This window comes from Candidatus Competibacter phosphatis (assembly GCF_012939995.1).
Lineage (GTDB): Bacteria > Pseudomonadota > Gammaproteobacteria > Competibacterales > Competibacteraceae > Competibacter > Competibacter phosphatis.
This window is the reverse complement of sequence record NZ_SPMZ01000033.1, coordinates 1-19631: the sequence shown is the minus strand read 5'-3', so window position 1 is coordinate 19631 and position 19631 is coordinate 1. Positions and strand designations below refer to the sequence as shown.

The 19631-nt window shown below is 59.1% G+C and carries 25 protein-coding genes and 8 pseudogenes; 4 read left to right on the top strand and 29 right to left on the bottom strand.

Features of this window, described 5'->3' with window-relative positions:
• Positions 1 to 60 precede the first annotated feature (60 nt).
• From E4P82_RS12215 to E4P82_RS12200, 4 genes and pseudogenes are all read left to right on the top strand, one after another.
• A pseudogene (locus E4P82_RS12215) lies at positions 61 to 2224 on the top strand (adenosylcobalamin-dependent ribonucleoside-diphosphate reductase).
• 464 nt (positions 2225 to 2688) lie between these two features.
• Positions 2689 to 3417 carry a TSCPD domain-containing protein gene (locus E4P82_RS12210; RefSeq protein WP_169249149.1) on the top strand — a complete coding sequence of 243 codons (729 nt, stop codon included), beginning with the start codon at positions 2689 to 2691 and terminating at the stop codon, positions 3415 to 3417.
• A 54-nt stretch (positions 3418 to 3471) separates the two neighbouring features.
• Positions 3472 to 4507 (top strand): annotated as a pseudogene (locus E4P82_RS12205) (NAD(P)H-quinone oxidoreductase).
• A gap of 309 nt (positions 4508 to 4816) precedes the next feature.
• Positions 4817 to 4990, top strand: coding sequence for a hypothetical protein (locus E4P82_RS12200; RefSeq protein WP_169249148.1), 174 nt, complete (start codon positions 4817 to 4819; stop codon positions 4988 to 4990).
• Between the two features lie 186 nt (positions 4991 to 5176).
• Here E4P82_RS12200 and rplQ read toward each other — a convergent pair whose 3' ends face one another.
• The 29 genes and pseudogenes from rplQ to E4P82_RS12055 all read right to left on the bottom strand — a co-directional run.
• Entirely contained in the window at positions 5177 to 5551 is a 375-nt protein-coding gene (rplQ, locus tag E4P82_RS12195) for a 50S ribosomal protein L17 (protein WP_169249147.1), read from the bottom strand.
• 203 nt (positions 5552 to 5754) lie between these two features.
• Positions 5755 to 6753 (bottom strand): annotated as a pseudogene (locus E4P82_RS12190) (DNA-directed RNA polymerase subunit alpha); the annotation flags it as partial.
• A 20-nt stretch (positions 6754 to 6773) separates the two neighbouring features.
• Positions 6774 to 7394 (bottom strand): 30S ribosomal protein S4, encoded by a 621-nt coding sequence (rpsD, locus tag E4P82_RS12185; RefSeq protein WP_169249146.1) that lies wholly within the window; start codon positions 7392 to 7394, stop codon positions 6774 to 6776.
• 17 nt (positions 7395 to 7411) lie between these two features.
• Positions 7412 to 7802, bottom strand: a pseudogene (gene rpsK, locus E4P82_RS12180) (30S ribosomal protein S11).
• Between the two features lie 42 nt (positions 7803 to 7844).
• A complete protein-coding gene (rpsM, locus tag E4P82_RS12175; RefSeq protein WP_169249144.1) occupies positions 7845 to 8201 on the bottom strand; it encodes a 30S ribosomal protein S13 in 357 nt (118 codons plus the stop codon).
• A 95-nt stretch (positions 8202 to 8296) separates the two neighbouring features.
• Positions 8297 to 8411: pseudogene (gene rpmJ / locus E4P82_RS12170) on the bottom strand (50S ribosomal protein L36).
• A 54-nt stretch (positions 8412 to 8465) separates the two neighbouring features.
• Positions 8466 to 9794 carry a preprotein translocase subunit SecY gene (gene secY, locus E4P82_RS12165; RefSeq protein ID WP_169249143.1) on the bottom strand — a complete coding sequence of 443 codons (1329 nt, stop codon included), beginning with the start codon at positions 9792 to 9794 and terminating at the stop codon, positions 8466 to 8468.
• A gap of 5 nt (positions 9795 to 9799) precedes the next feature.
• Positions 9800 to 10234, bottom strand: a complete 435-nt coding sequence (gene rplO / locus E4P82_RS12160; protein ID WP_169249142.1) for a 50S ribosomal protein L15 — start codon at positions 10232 to 10234, stop codon at positions 9800 to 9802.
• A gap of 4 nt (positions 10235 to 10238) precedes the next feature.
• Positions 10239 to 10397: pseudogene (rpmD, locus tag E4P82_RS12155) on the bottom strand (50S ribosomal protein L30); the annotation flags it as partial.
• Positions 10398 to 10426: 29 nt separating this feature from the next.
• Positions 10427 to 10937 (bottom strand): annotated as a pseudogene (gene rpsE / locus E4P82_RS12150) (30S ribosomal protein S5).
• Positions 10938 to 10949: 12 nt separating this feature from the next.
• Positions 10950 to 11324 (bottom strand): 50S ribosomal protein L18, encoded by a 375-nt coding sequence (gene rplR, locus E4P82_RS12145; protein WP_169249140.1) that lies wholly within the window; start codon positions 11322 to 11324, stop codon positions 10950 to 10952.
• Between the two features lie 9 nt (positions 11325 to 11333).
• Entirely contained in the window at positions 11334 to 11906 is a 573-nt protein-coding gene (gene rplF / locus E4P82_RS12140) for a 50S ribosomal protein L6 (RefSeq protein ID WP_169249139.1), read from the bottom strand.
• 12 nt (positions 11907 to 11918) lie between these two features.
• Entirely contained in the window at positions 11919 to 12317 is a 399-nt protein-coding gene (gene rpsH / locus E4P82_RS12135; protein ID WP_169249138.1) for a 30S ribosomal protein S8, read from the bottom strand.
• A gap of 100 nt (positions 12318 to 12417) precedes the next feature.
• On the bottom strand, positions 12418 to 12723 hold the full coding sequence (gene rpsN, locus E4P82_RS12130) for a 30S ribosomal protein S14 (RefSeq protein ID WP_169249137.1): 306 nt from the start codon (positions 12721 to 12723) through the stop codon (positions 12418 to 12420).
• A gap of 10 nt (positions 12724 to 12733) precedes the next feature.
• On the bottom strand, positions 12734 to 13273 hold the full coding sequence (gene rplE / locus E4P82_RS12125) for a 50S ribosomal protein L5 (RefSeq protein WP_169249136.1): 540 nt from the start codon (positions 13271 to 13273) through the stop codon (positions 12734 to 12736).
• Positions 13274 to 13283: 10 nt separating this feature from the next.
• Positions 13284 to 13601: a 50S ribosomal protein L24 gene (gene rplX, locus E4P82_RS12120; protein ID WP_169249135.1), complete on the bottom strand. Its 318-nt coding sequence runs from the start codon at positions 13599 to 13601 to the stop codon at positions 13284 to 13286.
• Positions 13602 to 13619: 18 nt separating this feature from the next.
• Positions 13620 to 13988 (bottom strand): 50S ribosomal protein L14, encoded by a 369-nt coding sequence (gene rplN, locus E4P82_RS12115; RefSeq protein WP_169249134.1) that lies wholly within the window; start codon positions 13986 to 13988, stop codon positions 13620 to 13622.
• A 70-nt stretch (positions 13989 to 14058) separates the two neighbouring features.
• The gene (gene rpsQ / locus E4P82_RS12110) at positions 14059 to 14319 is read right to left on the bottom strand and encodes a 30S ribosomal protein S17 (RefSeq protein WP_169249133.1); all 261 of its coding nucleotides are present in this window, start codon (positions 14317 to 14319) and stop codon (positions 14059 to 14061) included.
• Positions 14316 to 14510, bottom strand: coding sequence for a 50S ribosomal protein L29 (gene rpmC / locus E4P82_RS12105; RefSeq protein WP_169249132.1), 195 nt, complete (start codon positions 14508 to 14510; stop codon positions 14316 to 14318). Before rpmC ends, rpsQ begins: the two co-directional genes overlap by 4 nt.
• A complete protein-coding gene (rplP, locus tag E4P82_RS12100) occupies positions 14510 to 14923 on the bottom strand; it encodes a 50S ribosomal protein L16 (protein ID WP_169249131.1) in 414 nt (137 codons plus the stop codon). Before rplP ends, rpmC begins: the two co-directional genes overlap by 1 nt.
• 72 nt (positions 14924 to 14995) lie before the next feature.
• A pseudogene (rpsC, locus tag E4P82_RS12095) lies at positions 14996 to 15680 on the bottom strand (30S ribosomal protein S3).
• A 13-nt stretch (positions 15681 to 15693) separates the two neighbouring features.
• Positions 15694 to 16023: a 50S ribosomal protein L22 gene (rplV, locus tag E4P82_RS12090; protein ID WP_169249130.1), complete on the bottom strand. Its 330-nt coding sequence runs from the start codon at positions 16021 to 16023 to the stop codon at positions 15694 to 15696.
• A 12-nt stretch (positions 16024 to 16035) separates the two neighbouring features.
• Complete coding sequence (gene rpsS, locus E4P82_RS12085) at positions 16036 to 16308, bottom strand: 30S ribosomal protein S19 (protein ID WP_169249159.1); 273 nt, start codon at positions 16306 to 16308, stop codon at positions 16036 to 16038.
• Positions 16309 to 16383: 75 nt separating this feature from the next.
• On the bottom strand, positions 16384 to 17211 hold the full coding sequence (rplB, locus tag E4P82_RS12080) for a 50S ribosomal protein L2 (protein WP_169249129.1): 828 nt from the start codon (positions 17209 to 17211) through the stop codon (positions 16384 to 16386).
• A 44-nt stretch (positions 17212 to 17255) separates the two neighbouring features.
• On the bottom strand, positions 17256 to 17552 hold the full coding sequence (gene rplW / locus E4P82_RS12075; RefSeq protein WP_169249128.1) for a 50S ribosomal protein L23: 297 nt from the start codon (positions 17550 to 17552) through the stop codon (positions 17256 to 17258).
• The gene (gene rplD, locus E4P82_RS12070) at positions 17549 to 18175 is read right to left on the bottom strand and encodes a 50S ribosomal protein L4 (protein WP_169249127.1); all 627 of its coding nucleotides are present in this window, start codon (positions 18173 to 18175) and stop codon (positions 17549 to 17551) included. Before rplD ends, rplW begins: the two co-directional genes overlap by 4 nt.
• 9 nt (positions 18176 to 18184) lie before the next feature.
• Complete coding sequence (gene rplC / locus E4P82_RS12065; RefSeq protein WP_169249126.1) at positions 18185 to 18829, bottom strand: 50S ribosomal protein L3; 645 nt, start codon at positions 18827 to 18829, stop codon at positions 18185 to 18187.
• Positions 18830 to 18906: 77 nt separating this feature from the next.
• Positions 18907 to 19221, bottom strand: a complete 315-nt coding sequence (gene rpsJ, locus E4P82_RS12060; RefSeq protein ID WP_169249125.1) for a 30S ribosomal protein S10 — start codon at positions 19219 to 19221, stop codon at positions 18907 to 18909.
• Between the two features lie 5 nt (positions 19222 to 19226).
• On the bottom strand, positions 19227 to 19631 hold a 405-nt coding region (locus tag E4P82_RS12055), incomplete at its 5' end, for an EF-Tu C-terminal domain-related protein (RefSeq protein WP_478219230.1).

Genomic DNA, 19631 nt, shown 5'->3' with positions numbered 1-19631 from the left:
GCATAGCAGACACCGCCTCCAGTCCACGCTCAAGAACCTGCTCTCGGAGACTCCCGGCTCATGAAGACCGCGTACCTCAAGCCCATTGACCGTCCGACCGCCGCCGCCGACGTGCCGATGCAACCGGCGTCCTGGGATATCTGGGACAAAAAAGTACCGCCTCAAGGCCAAGGATGGGCAAATGATCGATGAGACGATCGATAATACCTATCAACGGGTCGCCTTGGCGCTGGCCGAGGTGGAAACCATGCCGGAACTGCGCGCGCACTGGAACGAGAAGTTTCTGTGGGCCTTGCGGCATGGCGCCATTCCGGCGGGACGCATCATCTCCAACGCCGGCGCCTGGGAACACAAACCCGCCACATCCACCATCAACTGCACGGTATCCGGGATCATTCAGGATTCCATGGACGATATCCTGCGTAAAGTGCATGAAGCGGGGCTGACGCTGAAGGCCGGTTGCGGCATCGGTTACGAGTTCTCCACGCTACGCCCGCGCGGCGCCTATGTCTCGGGCGCCGGGGCCTACACCTCCGGGCCGCTGTCCTTCATGGATATCTACGACAAGATGTGTTTCACCGTCTCGTCGGCGGGCGGACGGCGGGGCGCGCAGATGGGAACCTTCGATATCGGCCACCCGGATGTGATGGAATTCATCCGCGCCAAACGCGAGGCCGGGCGGTTGCGGCAGTTCAACCTGTCGCTACTGATCACTCGGGAATTCATGGAGGCCGTCCAGCAAGATACCGATTGGCTACTGGCATTTCCGCTGCTCGCCAAGGAAGCCGAACAGGATCGGGTCGACCTCAACGACGCCGGCCAGATCGTCTGGCGCGAGTGGCCGACCACAAATGGCTTGATCGTCAACGACAATGGTCAGGTTGCCTGCAAGATTTACCGGAGCATCCGCGCCCGCCGCCTATGGGACGTGATCATGTCCTCCACCTACGATTACGCTGAACCCGGATTCATTCTCATCGATCGGGTCAACGAGATGAACAACAACTGGTTCTGCGAAAACATCCGGGCCACGAACCCATGCGGCGAGCAGGCTCTGCCCCCCTACGGCTCGTGCCTGCTCGGCTCGATCAATCTGACGCAGTTCGTCCAGAACCCCTGCACACCAAAAGCCCGGTTCGACTGGGAAACTTATCGAAACGTGGTGGCCATCTTCACCCGCATGCTCGACAACGTGGTGGAAATCAACGGCCTACCGTTGGAACGCCAGCGACAGGAGATTTTCAGCAAGCGCCGACACGGCATGGGCTACCTGGGTCTGGGTTCCACGCTGACCCTGCTTGGCATCCGCTATGGATCGCCGGAATCGCTGGCCTTTACCGAGGAAGTCACCCGCGAAATGGCCCTGAGCGGTTGGCGCGTCGCACTGGAGCTCGCTCGGGAAAAGGGCGCGGCCCCCATCCTCGAACAGGAATTCGCCGTCACCGCGGAAATGCTGCACAAACGCCCGGAAATGGTCCGTGACGGGCTCAAGGAAGGCGACCGGATTCCCGGCCGCGTCCTGCACGCCCGGTACAGCCGTTATATGCAGCAAATCGCCGAAGTCGATCCAGATCTCGTGAACGAACTCGCCGAGGTGGGCGCGCGGTTCACTCACCACAGCTCCATCGCCCCAACCGGCACGATCGCGCTGTCGCTGGCCAACAACGCCAGCAACGGCATCGAACCCAGTTTCGCTCACCACTATTCGCGCAATGTGATCCGCCCCGGTAAGAAATCCAAGGAAAAGGTGGATGTCTTCTCCTTCGAACTGCTGGCCTACCGACACCTCGTCAATCCCAAGGCCCTACCGGAAGCGGAATCCCCCGAAGCGCAATTGCTGCCCTCCTACTTCGTCACCGCCGACGACGTGAGCCCCAAACAACATGTCGATATTCAGGCCGCTGCTCAGAAATGGATCGATTCCAGCATTTCCAAGACGGCCAACGTACCCCCCGATTTCCCCTACGAGGATTTCAAGGATATTTATCGATATGCCTACGAACAGGGGCTGAAAGGCTGCACCACCTTCCGCTTCAACCCCGAGGCGTTCCAGGGCGTGCTGGTCAAGGAAAAGGATCTGGAAAACACCTTGTACCGCTTCGAACTCGAAGATGGCAGCGTGCTGGAGGTCAAGGGCAACGAGGAAATCGAGTACGATGGTGAGATTCACTCAGCGGCGAACCTGTTCGATGCGATCAAGGAGGGGTATTACGGGAAATTCTAAGACTTCAAAAGCACACGGGGATTGAGCGGCAACTCAGCCCCCGTGCGTGAGGAGACATTTCAGCAACCGAGCGTCTCCCCCATGGTCGTATTTGAACCCAAATACGGGGTAAGAATAGCTGTTCTTTATCGGTTATCAATCCCCTTCTGCCATGGTTTTAAGGCTCGGTTGCGCCTCAAGTAACGAGGTATAACCCATGATCGGTCTTAAGAAGCTGTACAAAAACACCAAACCGTAAATCAACAGGTTATGCGTAAAAGTCCGTTTACGCATGATATTGGTCGAATACTACCGGAAGTTAATATCATATAATCAATATGTTAGTTTTTATACAGTCTCTAAGACCGTATTTGTTAAAGAGTATTCGAGGCTCAGGCTTGGCAAGTGGGAACGTGTGCGAGCGCACTGGCGTAGCCCTCCCTCCCACTAACCTCATCTTGATCTTGTAAGACTCTGTAGCCCCTATGCAATATAGGGGCTACTTTTCATTTGGAGAGGAGGATTCATGGCCATCAAGATCGACAAGAAAAATCGTCGCCTACAGCGTCGTCAAACCTGACGACACGCCGCCCACGCCAACGAACCGTTCGCCGGCCGCCCTGCAACACATGCACGAAAGCTTGGCCCGCCCCGAGATCCTCCCCGGCGCCACCTACAAGGTGAAAACGCCATTGTCGGATCACGCGCTGTACATCACCATCAACGACATCGTCCTCAATCAAGGCACCTTGGACGAAATTCGCCGCCCATTCGAAATCTTCATCAATTCCAAGGCGATGGAGCATTTCCAATGGATCGTCGCCTTGACCCGCATCATCTCGGCGGTATTCCGCAAGGGCGGCGACGTGACTTTTCTGGTGGAAGAACTACGCTCAGTGTTCGATCCGAAAGGCGGCTACTTCAAAAAGGGGGGCAAATACATGCCCTCCTTGGTCGCGGAGATCGGCGATGTCATCGAATCTCACCTGCGCTCGATCGGCATGCTCAAGGAAGACGGTCCCGACGAACGCCAGCGCCAGTTGATCGAGGAACATCGCAACAAGTACGAAGCCAGCATGAAAGCGGTCGAGGACGCCGGCGCCAGCGGTTTTCCACCGGAAGCCACCCTCTGCGGCAAATGCCAGACCAAAGCGGTCATCGTCATGGATGGATGCCTGACCTGCCTGAACTGCGGTGACTCAAAATGTTCCTGACGAGCCCAATCGGCGTAACAGATACCTCTTCAGACTCAAATTCGAGATAGCCCCATGCATCCCCAAATACCCGATCTGATAACAGCCATCGAAATCACGGAACCCGGTGGTCCCGACAGGTTGGCACCCAAACAACGCCCGGTCCCACAACCCGCCGCCGGCGAGGTTCTGATCAAAGTAGCCACTGCGGGCGTCAACCGTCCCGACTGCCTGCAACGTCAGGGCAGTTACCCGCCGCCACCGGGTGCCTCCGACATCCCCGGACTGGAAGTCCGCCGGCACCATAGCCGCGCTCGGCGAAGACGTGAACGACTGGCGGATCGGCGACGAGGTCTGCGCCCTGCTGACCGGCGGCGGTTATGCCGAATATTGCACCGCGCCCGCGCCTCAATGCCTACCGGTCCCCACCGGATTGACCCTGCAACAAGCCGCCGCTCTACCGGAAACCTTCTTTACCGTTTGGAGCAACGTCTTCGACCGCGCGCGACTGCAACCCGGCGAAATTCTGCTGGTTCATGGCGGTGCCAGCGGCATCGGCACCACCGCGATCCAACTGGCCTCGGCATTGGGTTCGCGGGTATTCGCCACGGTTGGTGGCGTCGAAAAGATCCAGGCTTGCCTGGACTTGGGCGCCGAGCACGTCATCAACTATCGTGAACAGGATTTTGTCCAGACGGTCAAGGAGGTCACGCGCAACCGGGGCGTGGACGTGATTCTGGATATGGTGGGCGGCGACTACATGCAGCGTAATCTAAGCGCGCTGGCGGTTGAAGGTCGCTTGGTTTTCATCGCCTTCCTGCGAGGTGCCAAGATGGAGCTAAATCTGGCGCCGGTGATGATGAAGCGGTTGACCATCACCGGATCGACCCTGCGCGCCCGACCCATCGAAGACAAAGCACCCATCGCCGCAGCCCTGCAAAAGACGGTCTGGCCGCTACTCGCCAGCGGCGCGATTCGACCGATTATCGACCGGATTTTTCCTTTTACCGAGGCCGCCGCTGCTCATGCTCTGATGGAATCCAACCGTCATGTCGGCAAAATCCTATTGCAGGTTGACGGATCGTTGGCCCAGTCCCTTCCGTCGCCCTAGCCCAGCACGGCGGCCCAACAGCGAGCGTTGGGAAGGATACCCGCGCTCGCGAAATGCCGATCGAATGACCAAGACGAACAAGCATCCTGCATTGCAACAAAATAATATCTATACTGTCATAGTGACTTGGTTGTTCCAGATCGCCCAAGTCGAGCACAGCCGGCATCGGTGCTCATTCTTCGGTTATCCAACATCTCCCAAGGCCTCTCGCAGGCTCAATGAGGGTTGGCACGATAAGATCCTAAGGGACGAAAAAGTTTGGCCAAGCAGTCGGCCGGCATTCTTTGTTACAGGCGAGAGGTTAAAATCATGCGCGGCGTCTACAAATCTCAGCACCCATTCGTGTGGTTCGAAGAAAGCGGTTGGTGGTTCAAGGTGTTTGGCGAGTGTTTCGGGCCTTACCCGGAGCTACCTGAAGCGCGCTATAACCTTTTGGTGATTCAAGGGTTGAGTCAACAACTGCGTCAAGCCATCGCCAAATAACGAGGTGTCCATCAGAAATCTCGTTCGCTTACCACGGATTTCAGCAGTCAACCGATAATTTGGGTCGCTCATCTGGTGCTGAGTTGACTACCAGCAATTTCGCTTCGAAACAATCATCCTGGCCCCACAATAAAAAAGCCGGGTTTGGGTCCCGGCTCGGTTTTGCAATTGGATACGAAGCTTGGCTCATTCACTCGCCGCATCGGGGCGATCCATCAACTCGACATAGGCCATCGGCGCATTGTCGCCAGCCCGAAACCCGCATTTCAGAATACGCAGATAACCGCCTGGGCGCGACTGATAGCGCGGACCCAACTGATTAAACAATTTGGTCACCACATCCCGGTCGCGCAATCGGTCAAAAGCCAGCCGACGATGAGCCACACTATCCTGCTTCGACAACGTGATCAACGGCTCGGCCACTTGACGCAATTCCTTGGCCTTGGGCAGAGTGGTGCGAATGAGCTCGTGGGTAAGCAACGAAGCAGCCATGTTGCGCAGCATGGCTTTACGATGGCTGCTGGTGCGATTCAACTTGCGACCGGCTTTGCGATGACGCATGACAATTATTCCTTAAGACTTAGAATCGGGCAGTCAATAACCATTGAATACAGGGAAATCCAAGATCAATCTTATTCGGCATCGGCATCGGCATCGGCATCGGCATCGGTATCGGTATCGCTGGCCACGGCTTTCGAACCCACTTCCTCCTGCAGAGACCTATCCGCTTCGGCCGCCACGCCAGCAGCAGCACGTCGCGCCGCCGCACGCTCTTCCGCTTCCGTGCTCAGATTCGGTGGCGGCCAGTTATCGACCTTCATTCCCAAAGCCAGTTTATACTTGGCTAATACGTCCTTGATCTCGGTCAACGATTTCTTGCCGAGATTGGGAGTCTTGAGAAGCTCCGCCTCGGTTCTCTGCACCAGATCGCCGATATAATAAATATTCTCCGCCTTCAGGCAGTTAGCCGAACGCACGGTCAGTTCCAGATCATCCACTGGCTGCATCAGGACCGGATCGATATCCACCGGCGGCGGCGGCAGGGGTTCGTCTCTTTTACCCTTGAGATCCACAAACACAGACAGTTGGTCCAGCAGGATTCGGGCCGCTGTGCGAATCGCTTCTTCCGGATCGATGGTACCGTTGGTTTCCAGATTCAGAATCAGCTTGTCCAGGTTGGTGCGCTGTTCGACGCGCGCGCTCTCGACTCGATAGCTGATCCGCTCGATCGGGCTGAACGAAGCGTCCAAGCGCAACCGACCGATGGGTCGCGATTCGCCATCGGATCCTTCCCGCTGAGCCGCCGGCCAGTAACCGCGACCTTGCTCGATCTTGAGCCGCATGCTCAACTCGCCGCTCTTGGTCAAGTGGGCGATGACCTGTTCCGGGTTGATGATCTCGACGGCATGGCTCTTCTCAATATCGCCAGCCGTGACCGGCCCCGGACCTTTTTTGGTCAGCGTCAGGCTCGCCTCACTCACTCCTTCTTGCAAGGTAACCGCCACACCTTTCAGGTTGAGGAGAATATCGATCACATCCTCCTGCACACCCTCGATGGTGGAGTATTCGTGCAGCACCTGCTCAATCTCGCACTCGACAATCGCGGCACCCGGAATGGATGAGAGTAATATCCGCCGCAGAGCGTTACCGAGGGTATAGCCAAACCCACGCTCCAGCGGTTCCACACTCACCCGTGCCAGTCGCGGCGTTAGTTTTTCCACTTCGACGCGGGTTGGTTTCAGCAAATCAAAAGCACCCACCATCCGTTCCCCCTCGGGGTCGATCACTTGGAGTACAGCTCTACAACCAGGGATTCGTTGATATCCGGTGGCAAATCGCCACGATCGGGAATCCGTTTGAACACCCCGCTCATCTTGCTGGCATCCACTTCGACCCAATCCACAAAACCATGACCTTGAGCCAGTTGTAGCGAGTACTGAATGCGGGTCTGCGTGCGACTCTTTTCATGAATCGCAACCACATCTTCCGGCCTGACCTGATAGGAAGGAATGTTGACTCGCTGGCCGTTGACGGTAATCGCCCGGTGGGAAACCAACTGGCGAGCTTCGGCGCGAGTGCTGCCAAAACCCATGCGGTACACGACATTGTCCAGCCGGCATTCCAGCAACTTCAGCAGGTTCTCACCCGTGGAGCCCTTGCCACTGGCCGCTTTCTTGTAATAATTCAGAAATTGCCGTTCCAGCACACCGTAGATGCGCCGCAATTTCTGTTTTTCGCGCAACTGCATTCCGTAGTCGGAAAGACGGGGGCGTCGCGCGCCATGCTGGCCCGGCAACCGCTCCAGATTGCACTTGGATTCCAGCGGACGGGCGGTGGACTTCAGAAACAGATCCACGCCTTCCCGGCGGCTCAGTTTGCACTTCGGGCCTAGATATCTCGCCACGGTATAAAACTCCTGGACTAAACGCGACGGCGTTTCGGGGGACGGCAACCGTTATGAGGAATAGGTGTTACGTCCATAATACTCATGACCTTGAAACCGGCGGCATTCAGCGCGCGCACAGCGGATTCTCGACCGGGCCCAGGTCCCTTGACGTTGACTTCCAAGTTCTTGAGGCCAAATTCCTTCACCATATTTCCAACCCGCTCGGCGGCAACCTGCGCCGCAAACGGGGTGCTCTTGCGTGACCCACGAAAACCGGAACCTCCCGACGTGGCCCACGCCAATGCGTTGCCCTGACGGTCCGTGATCGTGATGATGGTGTTATTGAACGAGGCGTGAATATGCGCGATGCCATCCACGACATTCTTTTTTGACGCGCTTGCGCGTCTTGGTAACCGGTTTTGCCATGCTCCAACCTATGCCAATGGGATTCCAGAAAGTACCGCTGGTTTACTTGCGAACCGCGCGGCGCGGACCCTTGCGCGTCCGTGCGTTGGTTCGGGTGCGCTGGCCACGTACCGGCAAGCCACGCCGGTGGCGCACGCCGCGATAGCAACCCAAGTCCATCAATCGCTTGATGCTCATGGACACTTCGCGGCGCAGATCACCTTCCACGACATGTTTGGTGACTTCGGCACGCAACGCATCCACCTGCGCCTCATCCAGATCACGGACCTTGATGTCCGGAGCGACATTGGCCGCCACACAGATTTGGCCAGCACGCGTCTTGCCGATCCCATAGATGGCCTGCAGCGCGATCACCGCATGTTTGTTGACCGGAATGTTGATACCTGCAATACGGGCCATGCCTTGAAGCTCCTCCCACCGTGCCGGGTGTTCACCACGCAAAGAAGCGGAAATTTACCCCACTCGGCGATGTAGATCAATATAAACGAATCGATTTATCCCTGCCGCTGCTTGTGGCGGGCATCCTTGCAAATCACCCGAACCACGCGATCACGGCGGACGATTTTGCAGTTACGGCAAATTTTTTTTGACCGAGGCGCGTACCTTCATGATTATTCTCCAAAATCAGCAAATATCGTGGAAATGACGATGGGCGGTTTTCGCTCAACGCAACAGGCTTTGGCCCTTGAAGCTGCTCTTTTTCAACAGGCTTTCGTACTGATGCGACATCAGATGCGCCTGGACCTGAGCCATGAAATCCATAACCACCACCACGATAATCAACAACGAGGTGCCGCCAAAATAGAATGGCACTCGCCAGTACAGGATCAGGAACTCCGGCAGCAGACAGACGGCGGTGATATAGAAGGCCCCGACCAGCGTCAGCCGAGTCAGTACCTTATCGATGTACGTCGCCGTTTGCATGCCCGGCCGAATACCAGGAATGAATGCCCCGGATTTTTTCAGGTTGTCGGCGGTTTCCTTGGAATTGAAAACCAGCGCCGTGTAGAAAAAGCAGAAGAAAATGATCAAACTGGCATAGAGCAGCACGTACAGCGGCTGCCCCGGCGACAAGGTCGAACTGATGTCGCGCAACCACCCCATGTTGGGCGCATTGCCAAACCAACTACCCAGCGTTGCCGGAAACAGAATCAGGCTGGACGCGAAGATCGGCGGTATCACCCCAGACATATTCAGCTTCAACGGCAGATGGGTAGTCTGGGCGGCGTACATCCGCCGCCCCTGCTGGCGTTTGGCATAGTTGACCGTGATACGCCTCTGCCCTCGCTCGACGAAGACCACGAAACCGGTCACCATGACCGTCAACGCCAACAGGAACAGCACCAACATGACGTGCAATTCGCCGGTGCGCGCCAATTCCAGGGTGCCACCCACCGCATGCGGCAAGCCCGCAACGATACCGGCGAAGATCAACATGGAAATACCGTTTCCAATGCCGCGTTCGGTCACCTGCTCGCCCAGCCACACCAGAAACATGGTGCCGGCCACCAGCGTCACCGTGGCGGTCATGAGGAAACCGATACCCGGCGCGATCACCACCGAAGTGCTGCCCACCGTCTGACTTTGCAGTGCAATACTGACGCCGATCGCCTGGAAGGCCGCCAGCACCACCGTTAGGTAGCGCGTGTAGCGAGTCAGCGTATGGCGGCCGGCAGCCCCACCCTCCTTGCGCAACTGTTCCAGCGACGGCACGACCATGGACATGAGCTGCAGGATGATCGAGGCCGAGATATAGGGCATCACCCCGAGCGCAAACAAGCTCAATCGACCCAAGGCACCGCCTGAGAACATGTTGAACATGTCGAGGATGGTGCCGCGCTGCTGGCTGAATAACTGCGCCATGGCGTTCGGATCAATGCCCGGCACCGGAATATGCGCACCGATACGAAATACCACCAGCGCCCCCAGCAAGAACAGCAGGCGCTGGCGCAGTTCGGTCATCTTGCCGAGATCCGGCAGGGCAGTCGCCATCGTCGCTACTCGTGGATCGTTCCGCCAGCCGCCAGCAGCGCGGCCCTGGCACCTTGCGTTAGCGCCAAACCGCGCAAGGACAGCGGCTTATCAACCGTTCCAGAAAGAATGACCTTGGCTTGCCTGGCAAAAACCGGCACGAGATTAGCCACCTTGAGCGCCGCCAGATCGATCACCTCGGCCGTCACCTTGGCAAGATCGCGCAGCCGCACTTCGGCGGTGTATCGGGCGGTCATCGAGCGGAAACCGCGCTTGGGTAACCGCCGCTGCAAAGGCATCTGGCCGCCCTCGAAACCAACCTTATGGTAGCCTCCGGCCCGGGCATGCTGGCCCTTATGACCGCGACCGCCGGTCTTGCCGAGCCCGGAACCGATACCACGCCCGAGCCGCTGCTTGTCAGGCCGGCTGCCAGGCGCCGGCTTGAGGGTGTTAAGTCGCATGGCTTCAGGTCTCCTCGACTTTCAGCAGATAGGAAACTTTGCGGATCATACCGCGGTTCTCCGGAGTATCGATGACCACCGAGCTCCCGTGCAACCGCCGTAGCCCCAGCCCGCGCACGCAGGCCTTATGCGCGGCCAGACGGCCATGCACGCTCTTGACTAGAGTGACTTTCAGCTTGTCGGCCATGTCCCTCAACTCCGGATTTCGTCCACATTCTTGCCGCGCTTGGCAGCCTGATAGTCGGGCGCCTTCATGGTGCTCAGCCCACGGATGGTCGCCCGCACCACATTGATCGGATTGCGCGAACCGATGCACTTGGCCAACACATCCTTGACCCCCCACCACATCGAACACGGCACGCATGGCGCCGCCAGCGATGATACCGGTGCCTTCGGAAGCCGGTTGCATGAACACTCGCGCCGCGCCGTGCTCCGCCGTGATGGGATATTGCAAGGTAACGCCGTTCAACGGCACGCTGCGCATGTTCTTGCGCGCCTTGTCCATCGCTTTCTGGATGGCCATGGGGACTTCGCGGGCCTTGCCATAGCCCAAACCGACCCGGCCATTGCCGTCGCCCACCACGGTCAGTGCCGTGAAACCGAACTGGCGACCGCCTTTGACGACCTTGGCCACACGGTTGACGGTGATCAGTTTTTCCTGCAAACCGTCGGAATTCTGGGTGCTTTCTACATTTATCGCCATGCTGTTTGTTCCTTAAAACTCCAAGCCGTTCTCGCGGGCGGCTTCAGCCAGCGCCTTGATCCGGCCGTGGTACTTGAAACCGGAGCGATCAAACGCGACCCGGGTGATACCGATGGCCTTGGCCTTCTCGGCAATCGCCTTACCCACCGCCTTGGCCGCATCGATATCGCCCGTGCTCTTCAGCATCTGGCGCAGCGCCGACTCCAGGGTGGATGCGGCCGCCAAAGTCCGATCACCGGTCGGGGCCGGGTTGATCAACTGAGCGTAGATGTGGCGGGGTGTGCGGTGCACGCACAACCGGCAAACACCCAGTTCGCGGATCTTAAGCCGGGTCCGCAACCCACGCCGCAGGCGTGTGGTCTTTTTGTCGGCTGCTTTCTTATCCATGGCAAGTCCTTACTTCTTCTTGGCTTCTTTCAGGATGATGGTCTCGTTCGCATAGCGTACCCCCTTGCCCTTGTAAGGCTCCGGTGGCCGGTAGGCGCGGATCTTGGCGGCGACTTCGCCGACCTGCTGCTTATCCATCCCGCGGACGACCACCTCGGTCTGGGTGGGCGTCTCGATGACGATACCTTCCGGTATCTTGAACTCGACCGGATGAGAAAAGCCAAGGGTCAAGTTCAGCACCTTGCCTTGCGCTTGAGCACGGTAGCCGACACCGACCAGTTGCAGCTTGCGTTCGAATCCCTGGGTAACCCCGATCATCATGTTGTTGAGCAGGGCCCGCATGGTGCCGGTCATCGCCCGGTGCTTGGGATCGTTGGTGATCTGGTGTGGATTGACCACCAAGCTATCGCCCTGCTGCCGGACCGCCACCCACGGATGCACCTGGAGCTCGGCCGAACCCTTTTTACCTTTGAGGGTGACGTGTTGGCCATCAATGGCCACATTGACCCCGGCTTGCACGACGACCGGCTTCTTACCGACGCGTGAGACGCGAATTTGCTTTTCCTTGATTTCGGTTGCCATGATCCCGCTCCTTTACGCCACGAGGCACAATACTTCGCCGCCGTGGCCGGCGGCGCGAGCCGCGCGGTCGCTCATCAACCCCTTGGAGGTGGAAACGATGGCCACGCCCCAACCGCCCATCACCTTGGGCAGTTCATCCTTGCCGCGGAACACCCGCCGGCTGGTACGACTGACTCGCTCGATCCGATCGATCACCGGCCGACCCTCGAAGTACTTGAGGGTAATGGTCAATTCCGCCTTGCTGGGCGCGATCTGCGTGATCGCGAAATCGGTGATGTAACCCTCGTCGCGCAGCACCTGGGCGATCGCCGCTTTCAGCTTGGAGGCCGGCATACCGACCTGGGCCTTGGCCGCGCGTTGGGCATTACGGATGCGCGTCAGCATATCCGCGATGGGATCTGTCATGCTCATGGTCTAAAACAACTCCACATGGTCAGTATCGGGTTTTCCACCAGTAGCGGAGCCAACCCTGAACTTAAGCGTTTTCTCCGGCCATCCGAGGCCGGCACATTCACCAACTGGCCTTGCGCAAGCCCGGCACGTCACCACGCATCGTGGCTTCCCGCAGCTTATTGCGACCCAGACCGAACTTCCGATAGAAGCCATGCGACCGGCCGGTCAGCCGGCAACGGTTGTGCAACCGTATCGGACTCGCATCGCGCGGCAGGATCTGCAGCCGCTTTTGCGCTTCCCGCCGTTGCTCGTCGCTGCTGGCTGGATCGCGAATCGTTTCCTTGAGCACGGCACGCCTGGCGGCATACTGCTCCACGGTACGGGCTCGCTTGGCCTCGCGGTTGATCATGCTCTGTTTTGCCACAGACTCATCCTCAGTTCCGAAACGGGAAATTAAACGCGGCCAGTAGCGCGCGTCCTTCTTCGTCGGTCCGCGCGGTCGTGGTGATCGTGATATCCAGGCCTCGGATAGCATCGATCTTGTCGTAGTCGATCTCGGGAAAAATGATCTGCTCGCGCACACCCAGACTGTAGTTACCACGACCGTCGAAGGCACGAGCGCTGAATCCGCGGAAGTCGCGGATACGTGGGATGGCCACATTCACCAACCGGTCCAGGAACTCGTACATCCGGTCGCGTCGCAGCGTCACCTTGCAGCCGATCGGCCAGCCCGCTCGAATCTTGAAGCCGGCGATGGACTTGCGCGACAAGGTGACGATCGGCTTCTGACCCGCGATCTGAGCCAAGTGGCTGGTCGCGTGCTCCATCACCTTCTTGTCGGCAACTGCCTCGCCAACCCCCATGTTTAGGGTGATCTTGGTGATGCGTGGCACTTCCATGACATTCTGATAGCTAAATTGCTCGCGCAATCGCGGCATCACCGTTTCTCGATAATAGTGTTGCAGTCGGGCCATAACCGTCTCCTCAGGCATCCACGACTTCATTATTGGATTTGAAGTAGCGCACCTTGCGGCCGTCCTCCAGGATCCGGAACCCGACCCGGTCGCCTTTCTTGGTGGCCGGATTGAACAACAGTACATTGGAACTATGAATCGCCGCTTCGCGCTCGACGATGCCACCAGCCACGCCGCGGGCTGGGTTGGGCTTGGTGTGCCGCTTGATCAGGTTCACACCGGCCACCAGCACGCGGTCGTCGTTCATCACCCGCATCACCTTGCCGTGCCGACCCTTGTCCTTGCCGGCGATGACGATCACTTCATCGTCTTTTCGAATTCTGCGCATTACCGCCTTCCTCCTGCCTCACAGCACTTCCGGCGCCAGGGAAATAATCTTCATGAATCGCTCGCCGCGCAGCTCGCGGGTCACTGGCCCGAAGATACGGGTACCGATCGGTTCCAGTTTGTTGTTGAGCAGCACCGCGGCATTGCCGTCGAAACGGATCAGCGAACCATCTGGCCGCCGCACACCCTTGCGAGTGCGAACCACCACGGCGTTATAAACCTCGCCCTTGTTGACCTTACCGCGAGGAATCGCGTCCTTGACGCTGACCTTGATGACGTCACCAATATGCGCGTACCGGCGGTGGGACCCTCCCAGCACCTTGATGCACATCAGCCGGCGGGCGCCGCTGTTGTCGGCGACATCCAACATCGTTTGCATCTGAATCATGGTTCTACATTCCGTTCACGGATTTTGGAAAAGACTGCCGTGTCGGGCGCCCCTGGCCCGGCTGCGGCGGTTATTGCGCCTGCCGGACCACATCGACCAACATCCAAGACTTTGACTTGGACAAAGGCCGGCATTGTTTGATGGTCACCATGTCGCCCTCGTGGCACCGATTGTGCTCGTCGTGAGCGTGGAGCTTGGTGGTCCGGCGGATGTACTTGCCGTAAACGGGATGTTTGACCAACCGTTCGATGGCCACCGTGATGGTCTTGTCCATCTTGTTGCTCGTCACGCGCCCGGTCAGGGTGCGCTCCACCTGATTTTCCGCCGTCATGCCTGGCCCGCCTTTTCGCTCAACACCATTTTGACTCGTGCGATATTGCGCCGCACCTGTTTGAACAGATGGGACTTGCTCGCCTGGCCGGTGGCCTTCTGCATCCGCAGGTTGAATTGCTCGCGCAGCAGCGCCAGCAGCTCCTGTTTCAGTTCATCCGCGCTCTTATGCCGCAGTTCGCTCGCATTCATCACATCACCGTTCGGGTCACGAAGATCGTCCGCACGGGGAGTTTGGCCGCCGCCAGGCGGAACGCCTCACGGGCGATGGCCTCGGACACCCCTTCCACTTCATACAACACGCGGCCGGGCTTGATCCTGGCCACCCAGTACTCGACATTGCCCTTACCACTGCCCATGCGCACTTCCAAAGGCTTCTTGGTGATGGGCTTGTCTGGGAAAATGCGGATCCACACCTTGCCGCCACGCTTGATATAGCGATTGATGGCTCGGCGAGCAGCTTCGATCTGGCGGGCGGTCAACATCCCGCGGGTCGTGCACTTCAGCCCGTACTCGCCGAAACTGACGTAGGTACCGCTGGTGGCAACGCCGGTGTTGCGCCCCTTGCGCTGCTTGCGAAATTTGGTTCTTTTCGGCTGTAACATGTTCTGTCTCGTTTATAAACAAGGAACTCCGCAGCGCGGCGCGGCGCGGCGTTCCGCAACAACCCCAGACGTTCAACCGGCCGCCGCCTTTTCGAGCTTCGTCTCGCCCTGACGATCGAAACCGAACACTTCGCCCTTAAAGATCCAGACCTTGATGCCAATCACTCCATAAGTGGTCCTAGCTTCGGCGAGGCCGTAATCGATGTTGGCGCGCAGGGTATGCAGCGGTACCCGCCCTTCACGGGTCCATTCGCTACGGGCGATTTCGGCCCCGTTCAACCGACCGGAAACTTGTATCTTAATCCCTAGCGCCCCCCAAACGCATAGCGTTGGCAACCGTGCGCTTCATCGCCCGGCGGAACATGATGCGCCGCTCCAACTGCTGGGCCACACCCTCGGCCACCAGTTGAGCGTCCAGCTCCGGCTTGCGGATTTCCTCGATATTGATCTGCAGGTCCTTGACCTCCAAACCCATCATCCGAGCAACCGCCTTACGCAGCGCTTCGATGTCCTCGCCTTTCTTCCCGATCACCACGCCCGGACGGGCGGTGTGGATGGTGATGCGCGCCAACCGGGCCGGCCGCTCGATCTGAATTCGGCTGACCGAAGCATTGGCCAGCTTCTTCTTCAAGAACTGACGCACCCGCAGGTCGGTTTCCAGCAGGTCGGGGTAATTTTTGCTCCCGGCGTACCATTTTGAGGTCCAGTCGGAAGAGATTCCCAGCCGTATCCCCGTGGGGTTGACTTTCTGACCCATATCGTTCTCGCTCCTACTCGGCTACGGTCACGGTGATGTGGCTGGTACGCTTGACGATGCGGTTGCCACGACCTTTGGCCCGAGCATGCATTCGCTTCAGCAGCGGGCCGCCATCCACGCAGATGGTAGCCACCTTCAACTCGTCGATATCGGCACCCTCGTTGTGCTCGGCGTTGGCGATAGCCGACTCCAGCACGCTTTTGATCAGTTGGGCCGCCTTCTTGTTGCTGAACGTCAGAACCTGCAGCGCTCGATCCACCGGCAGACTGCGAATCTGGTCGGCCACCAACCGGGCCTTCTGCGGCGAGATCTGGGCATTTTTCATGACAGCGACAGCTTGCATCGGCTCGTCTCCTTACTTGGACTTTCTGTCGGCCGCATGACCGCGATAGGTGCGGGTAGCGGCGAACTCGCCCAGCTTGTGGCCCACCATGTTCTCGGTGACCAGAATCGGCACATGCTGACGACCGTTATGTACGGCGATGGTCAGCCCGATCATCTCCGGCAAAATCATCGAGCGCCGCGACCAGGTTTTGATCGGCCGCTTGGTATTGGTGGCAACCGCCTGCTCCACTTTTTTAATCAAGTGAAGATCGACGAACGGCCCTTTTTTAATCGAACGTGGCACCTTACTTATCCTCTTGGTTGCATGCCCCCGATTCGGCGGGGCAGCCATCCGACTCCGGGCCGGACAGCCCTTGCATTATTTCGCCTTTCGCCGGCGCACGATGAGCTTATCGGTGCGCTTGTTCGAGCGGGTCTTATAGCCCTTGGTCGGTACGCCCCACGGCGATACCGGATGCCGACCGCCCGAGGTACGACCTTCACCACCACCGTGCGGATGGTCCACCGGATTCATGGCCACACCGCGCACGGTGGGTCGAACACCCACCCAACGCTTGGCGCCGGCCTTGCCTAGCGAGCGCAGGTTGTGTTCCTCGTTGCCAACCGCGCCGACAGTGGCCTTGCAGTCCACATGGACCTTGCGAATCTCGCCGGAACGCAACCGCAAGGTGGCGTAAGTGCCTTCGCGAGCGACCAACTGCACCGTTGCGCCGGCGCTGCGAGCCAATTGCGCGCCCTTTCCAGGTCGCAGCTCCACGCAATGCACCTGACTGCCGACCGGAATATTCCGCAACGGCAGGGCATTGCCCGGCTTGATTGGCGCCGCCGGCCCGGACATCAGCGTAACGCCGACGCCGACCTCGCGCGGGGCAATGATGTAGCGGCGCTCGCCGTCGGCATACAGCAACAGTGCAATATGCGCGCTGCGGTTCGGATCGTATTCGAGCCGTTCGACCCGCGCAGGGATGTTATCCTTGTCGCGCTTGAAATCGACCAGCCGGTAATGCTGCTTGTGGCCACCACCCTGATGCCGGGTAGTGATACGACCCGTATTGTTGCGACCCCCATTGCGGGTCTGCTTTTCCAGCAGCGGCGCATGGGGCCGGCCCTTGTGCAAGTTCGGGTTGACGACTTTGACTACAAAGCGCCGACCGGGCGAAGTCGGTTTGGTCTTGACGATAGGCATGGGGTTTCACCTTTTATTCATATAGCGGGGCGGCGAGCGCTCGATCACTCCGCCATCATGAAGTCGATTTCATTGCCGGCTTCCAAGGAAACGTAAGCTTTCTTCCAATCCGAACGTCGCCCGAAAGTAGACCCGAAACGTTTGCGCTTACCCTTGACGTTGACGACCGTGACGCCCTTGACCTTGACCTTGAACAGCAACTCCACCGCATCCCGGATTTCCGGTTTGGTGGCATCCGGGATCACCTTGAATACCACCTGGTTGCAGCGCTCGGCGACTCGGTTGCTTTTTTCCGAGACATGCGGGGCCAGCAGAATCTTCAGCAGCCGTTCCTGGTTCATGCCAACCACTCCCCGACGCGCTGCAACGCGCCCGCCGTCATCAATACCTTCTCGGAACCCACCAAGCTGACCGGGTCCAGGCCAACCACATCGCTCACCGCCACGTCGGGCAGGTTGCGCGCCGACAAATACAGATTGAGATCGACGTTTTCGGTCACCATCAGCACGCGGCCTTGATCGGCCAAATCCAGCGCCCGCATCCGCGCGAGTATGTGCTTGGTCTTGATTTCCGGAACATCCAGCGCATCAACCACCAGCAACCGATCCTGGCGCAGCAGCTCGGAAAAAATGGCGCGCATGGCGGCGCGGTACATTTTCCGGTTGACTTTCTGCGAGTGATCCTGCGGCCTGGCCGCGAAGGTCACGCCGCCACCTCGCCACAACGGACCGCGGGTGGTGCCGGCGCGGGCGCGACCGGTCCCTTTCTGCCGAAACGGCTTGGCGCCGCCGCCGCTGACCTGGGCACGATTTTTCTGCGCGCGGGTACCGGAGCGGGCGCCGGCCAGATAGGCCACCACCACCTGATGCACCAACGCCTCGTTGAATGGCCGAGCAAAGGTCTCATCGGCGACCGTGAGTTGGCCGGCCGCCGCGCCGCTCGCGTTCTTGATCTGAAGTTCCATATCGCCTCCTTACCGACGCGCCTTCACGGCGGGCCGAATCATCACATCGCCGCCCTTGGCACCGGGCACCGCGCCCTTGATCGCCAACAGATTGCGCTCGGCGTCCACCCGGACCACTTCCAGATTCTGGGTACAGCGTTGCGCCGCGCCGAGATGGCCGGCCATCTTCTTACCCTTGAACACCCGGCCCGGGCTCTGATTTTGGCCGATGGAACCGGGAGCACGATGGGACAACGAGTTACCGTGAGTGGCGCGCTGGCTGCGAAAATGATGGCGTTTGATGGCGCCGGCGAAGCCTTTGCCGATGGTGGTGCCGGTCACATCCACCTTCTGACCGACCTGGAACAAATCCACCTTGAGTTCGGCGCCCACATCGATTCCGGCGCCTTCGTCCTCCGCCAAACGAAATTCCCACAGACCACGACCCGCCGCGACGCCGGCCTTGGCGAAATGACCGGCCATGGGCTTGGTCACCCGGCTGGCGCGTCGGCTACCGACCGTCACTTGCAGGGCACGGTACCCGTCGCTTTCCTCGGTCTTCACCTGGGCAACGCGGTTGGGCTCGACTTCGATCAGAGTGACGGGAATCGAGACGCCTTCTTCCGTGAAAACACGAGTCATACCGGCCTTGCGGCCGATGAGTCCAATTGCCATTTTTATTTCCTCTACCTAAATCACGACTTCAAGTCAGAGGAGGGGAAGGCCGCCCCTCATGACTCGGGCTCGAACGGCTAGTTGAGCTTGATCTGCACATCCACACCGGCGGCGAGATCGAGCTTCATCAGCGCGTCGACCGTCTTGTCGGTGGGATCAACGATATCCATCAACCGCTTGTGGGTGCGCAGCTCGTACTGATCGCGGGCATCCTTGTTGACATGCGGCGAGACCAGCACCGTGAAGCGTTCGATCTTGGTCGGCAGCGGGATGGGACCGCGAACCTGGGCGCCGGTACGCCGGGCGGTCTCGACGATTTCCCGCGCCGATTGATCGATCAATCGGTGATCGAACGCCTTGAGGCGGATGCGAATACGTTGGCTGGTGCTCATGGCGCTCACTCGATCACTTTAGCGACGACGCCGGCGCCGACGGTGCGCCCACCCTCGCGAATGGCGAAGCGCAGACCTTCGTCCATGGCGATCGGCGCGATCAGACTGACCACGATCCGCACGTTGTCGCCGGGCATCACCATTTCGACGCCCTCGGGCAGGTCGACCGAGCCGGTAACGTCGGTGGTGCGGAAGTAGAATTGCGGCCGGTAGCCCTTGAAGAACGGCGTGTGCCGCCCGCCTTCTTCCTTGCCCAGGACGTAGACTTCGGCTTCGAAGTTGGTGTGCGGGGTGATGGTGCCGGGCTTGGCCAGCACTTGGCCGCGTTCGACGTCGTCCCGCTTGGTGCCGCGCAGCAGGACCCCGACGTTGTCGCCGGCTTCGCCTTGGTCCAGCAGTTTGCGGAACAT

Coding starts and splice junctions, on each gene's coding strand:
- E4P82_RS12210 (WP_169249149.1), top strand. CDS start 2,689: ATGCAATATAGGGGCTACTTTTCATTTGGAGAGGAGGATTCATGGCCA.
- E4P82_RS12200 (WP_169249148.1), top strand. CDS start 4,817: ATGCGCGGCGTCTACAAATCTCAGCACCCATTCGTGTGGTTCGAAGAA.
- rplQ (WP_169249147.1), bottom strand. CDS start 5,551: ATGCGTCATCGCAAAGCCGGTCGCAAGTTGAATCGCACCAGCAGCCAT.
- rpsM (WP_169249144.1), bottom strand. CDS start 8,201: ATGGCCCGTATTGCAGGTATCAACATTCCGGTCAACAAACATGCGGTG.
- secY (WP_169249143.1), bottom strand. CDS start 9,794: ATGGCGACTGCCCTGCCGGATCTCGGCAAGATGACCGAACTGCGCCAG.
- rplO (WP_169249142.1), bottom strand. CDS start 10,234: ATGCGACTTAACACCCTCAAGCCGGCGCCTGGCAGCCGGCCTGACAAG.
- rplR (WP_169249140.1), bottom strand. CDS start 11,324: ATGGATAAGAAAGCAGCCGACAAAAAGACCACACGCCTGCGGCGTGGG.
- rplF (WP_169249139.1), bottom strand. CDS start 11,906: ATGGCAACCGAAATCAAGGAAAAGCAAATTCGCGTCTCACGCGTCGGT.
- rpsH (WP_169249138.1), bottom strand. CDS start 12,317: ATGAGCATGACAGATCCCATCGCGGATATGCTGACGCGCATCCGTAAT.
- rplE (WP_169249136.1), bottom strand. CDS start 13,273: ATGGCCCGACTGCAACACTATTATCGAGAAACGGTGATGCCGCGATTG.
- rplX (WP_169249135.1), bottom strand. CDS start 13,601: ATGCGCAGAATTCGAAAAGACGATGAAGTGATCGTCATCGCCGGCAAG.
- rplN (WP_169249134.1), bottom strand. CDS start 13,988: ATGATTCAGATGCAAACGATGTTGGATGTCGCCGACAACAGCGGCGCC.
- rpsQ (WP_169249133.1), bottom strand. CDS start 14,319: ATGACGGCGGAAAATCAGGTGGAGCGCACCCTGACCGGGCGCGTGACG.
- rpmC (WP_169249132.1), bottom strand. CDS start 14,510: ATGAATGCGAGCGAACTGCGGCATAAGAGCGCGGATGAACTGAAACAG.
- rplP (WP_169249131.1), bottom strand. CDS start 14,923: ATGTTACAGCCGAAAAGAACCAAATTTCGCAAGCAGCGCAAGGGGCGC.
- rplV (WP_169249130.1), bottom strand. CDS start 16,023: ATGCAAGCTGTCGCTGTCATGAAAAATGCCCAGATCTCGCCGCAGAAG.
- rplB (WP_169249129.1), bottom strand. CDS start 17,211: ATGCCTATCGTCAAGACCAAACCGACTTCGCCCGGTCGGCGCTTTGTA.
- rplW (WP_169249128.1), bottom strand. CDS start 17,552: ATGAACCAGGAACGGCTGCTGAAGATTCTGCTGGCCCCGCATGTCTCG.
- rplD (WP_169249127.1), bottom strand. CDS start 18,175: ATGGAACTTCAGATCAAGAACGCGAGCGGCGCGGCGGCCGGCCAACTC.
- rplC (WP_169249126.1), bottom strand. CDS start 18,829: ATGGCAATTGGACTCATCGGCCGCAAGGCCGGTATGACTCGTGTTTTC.
- rpsJ (WP_169249125.1), bottom strand. CDS start 19,221: ATGAGCACCAGCCAACGTATTCGCATCCGCCTCAAGGCGTTCGATCAC.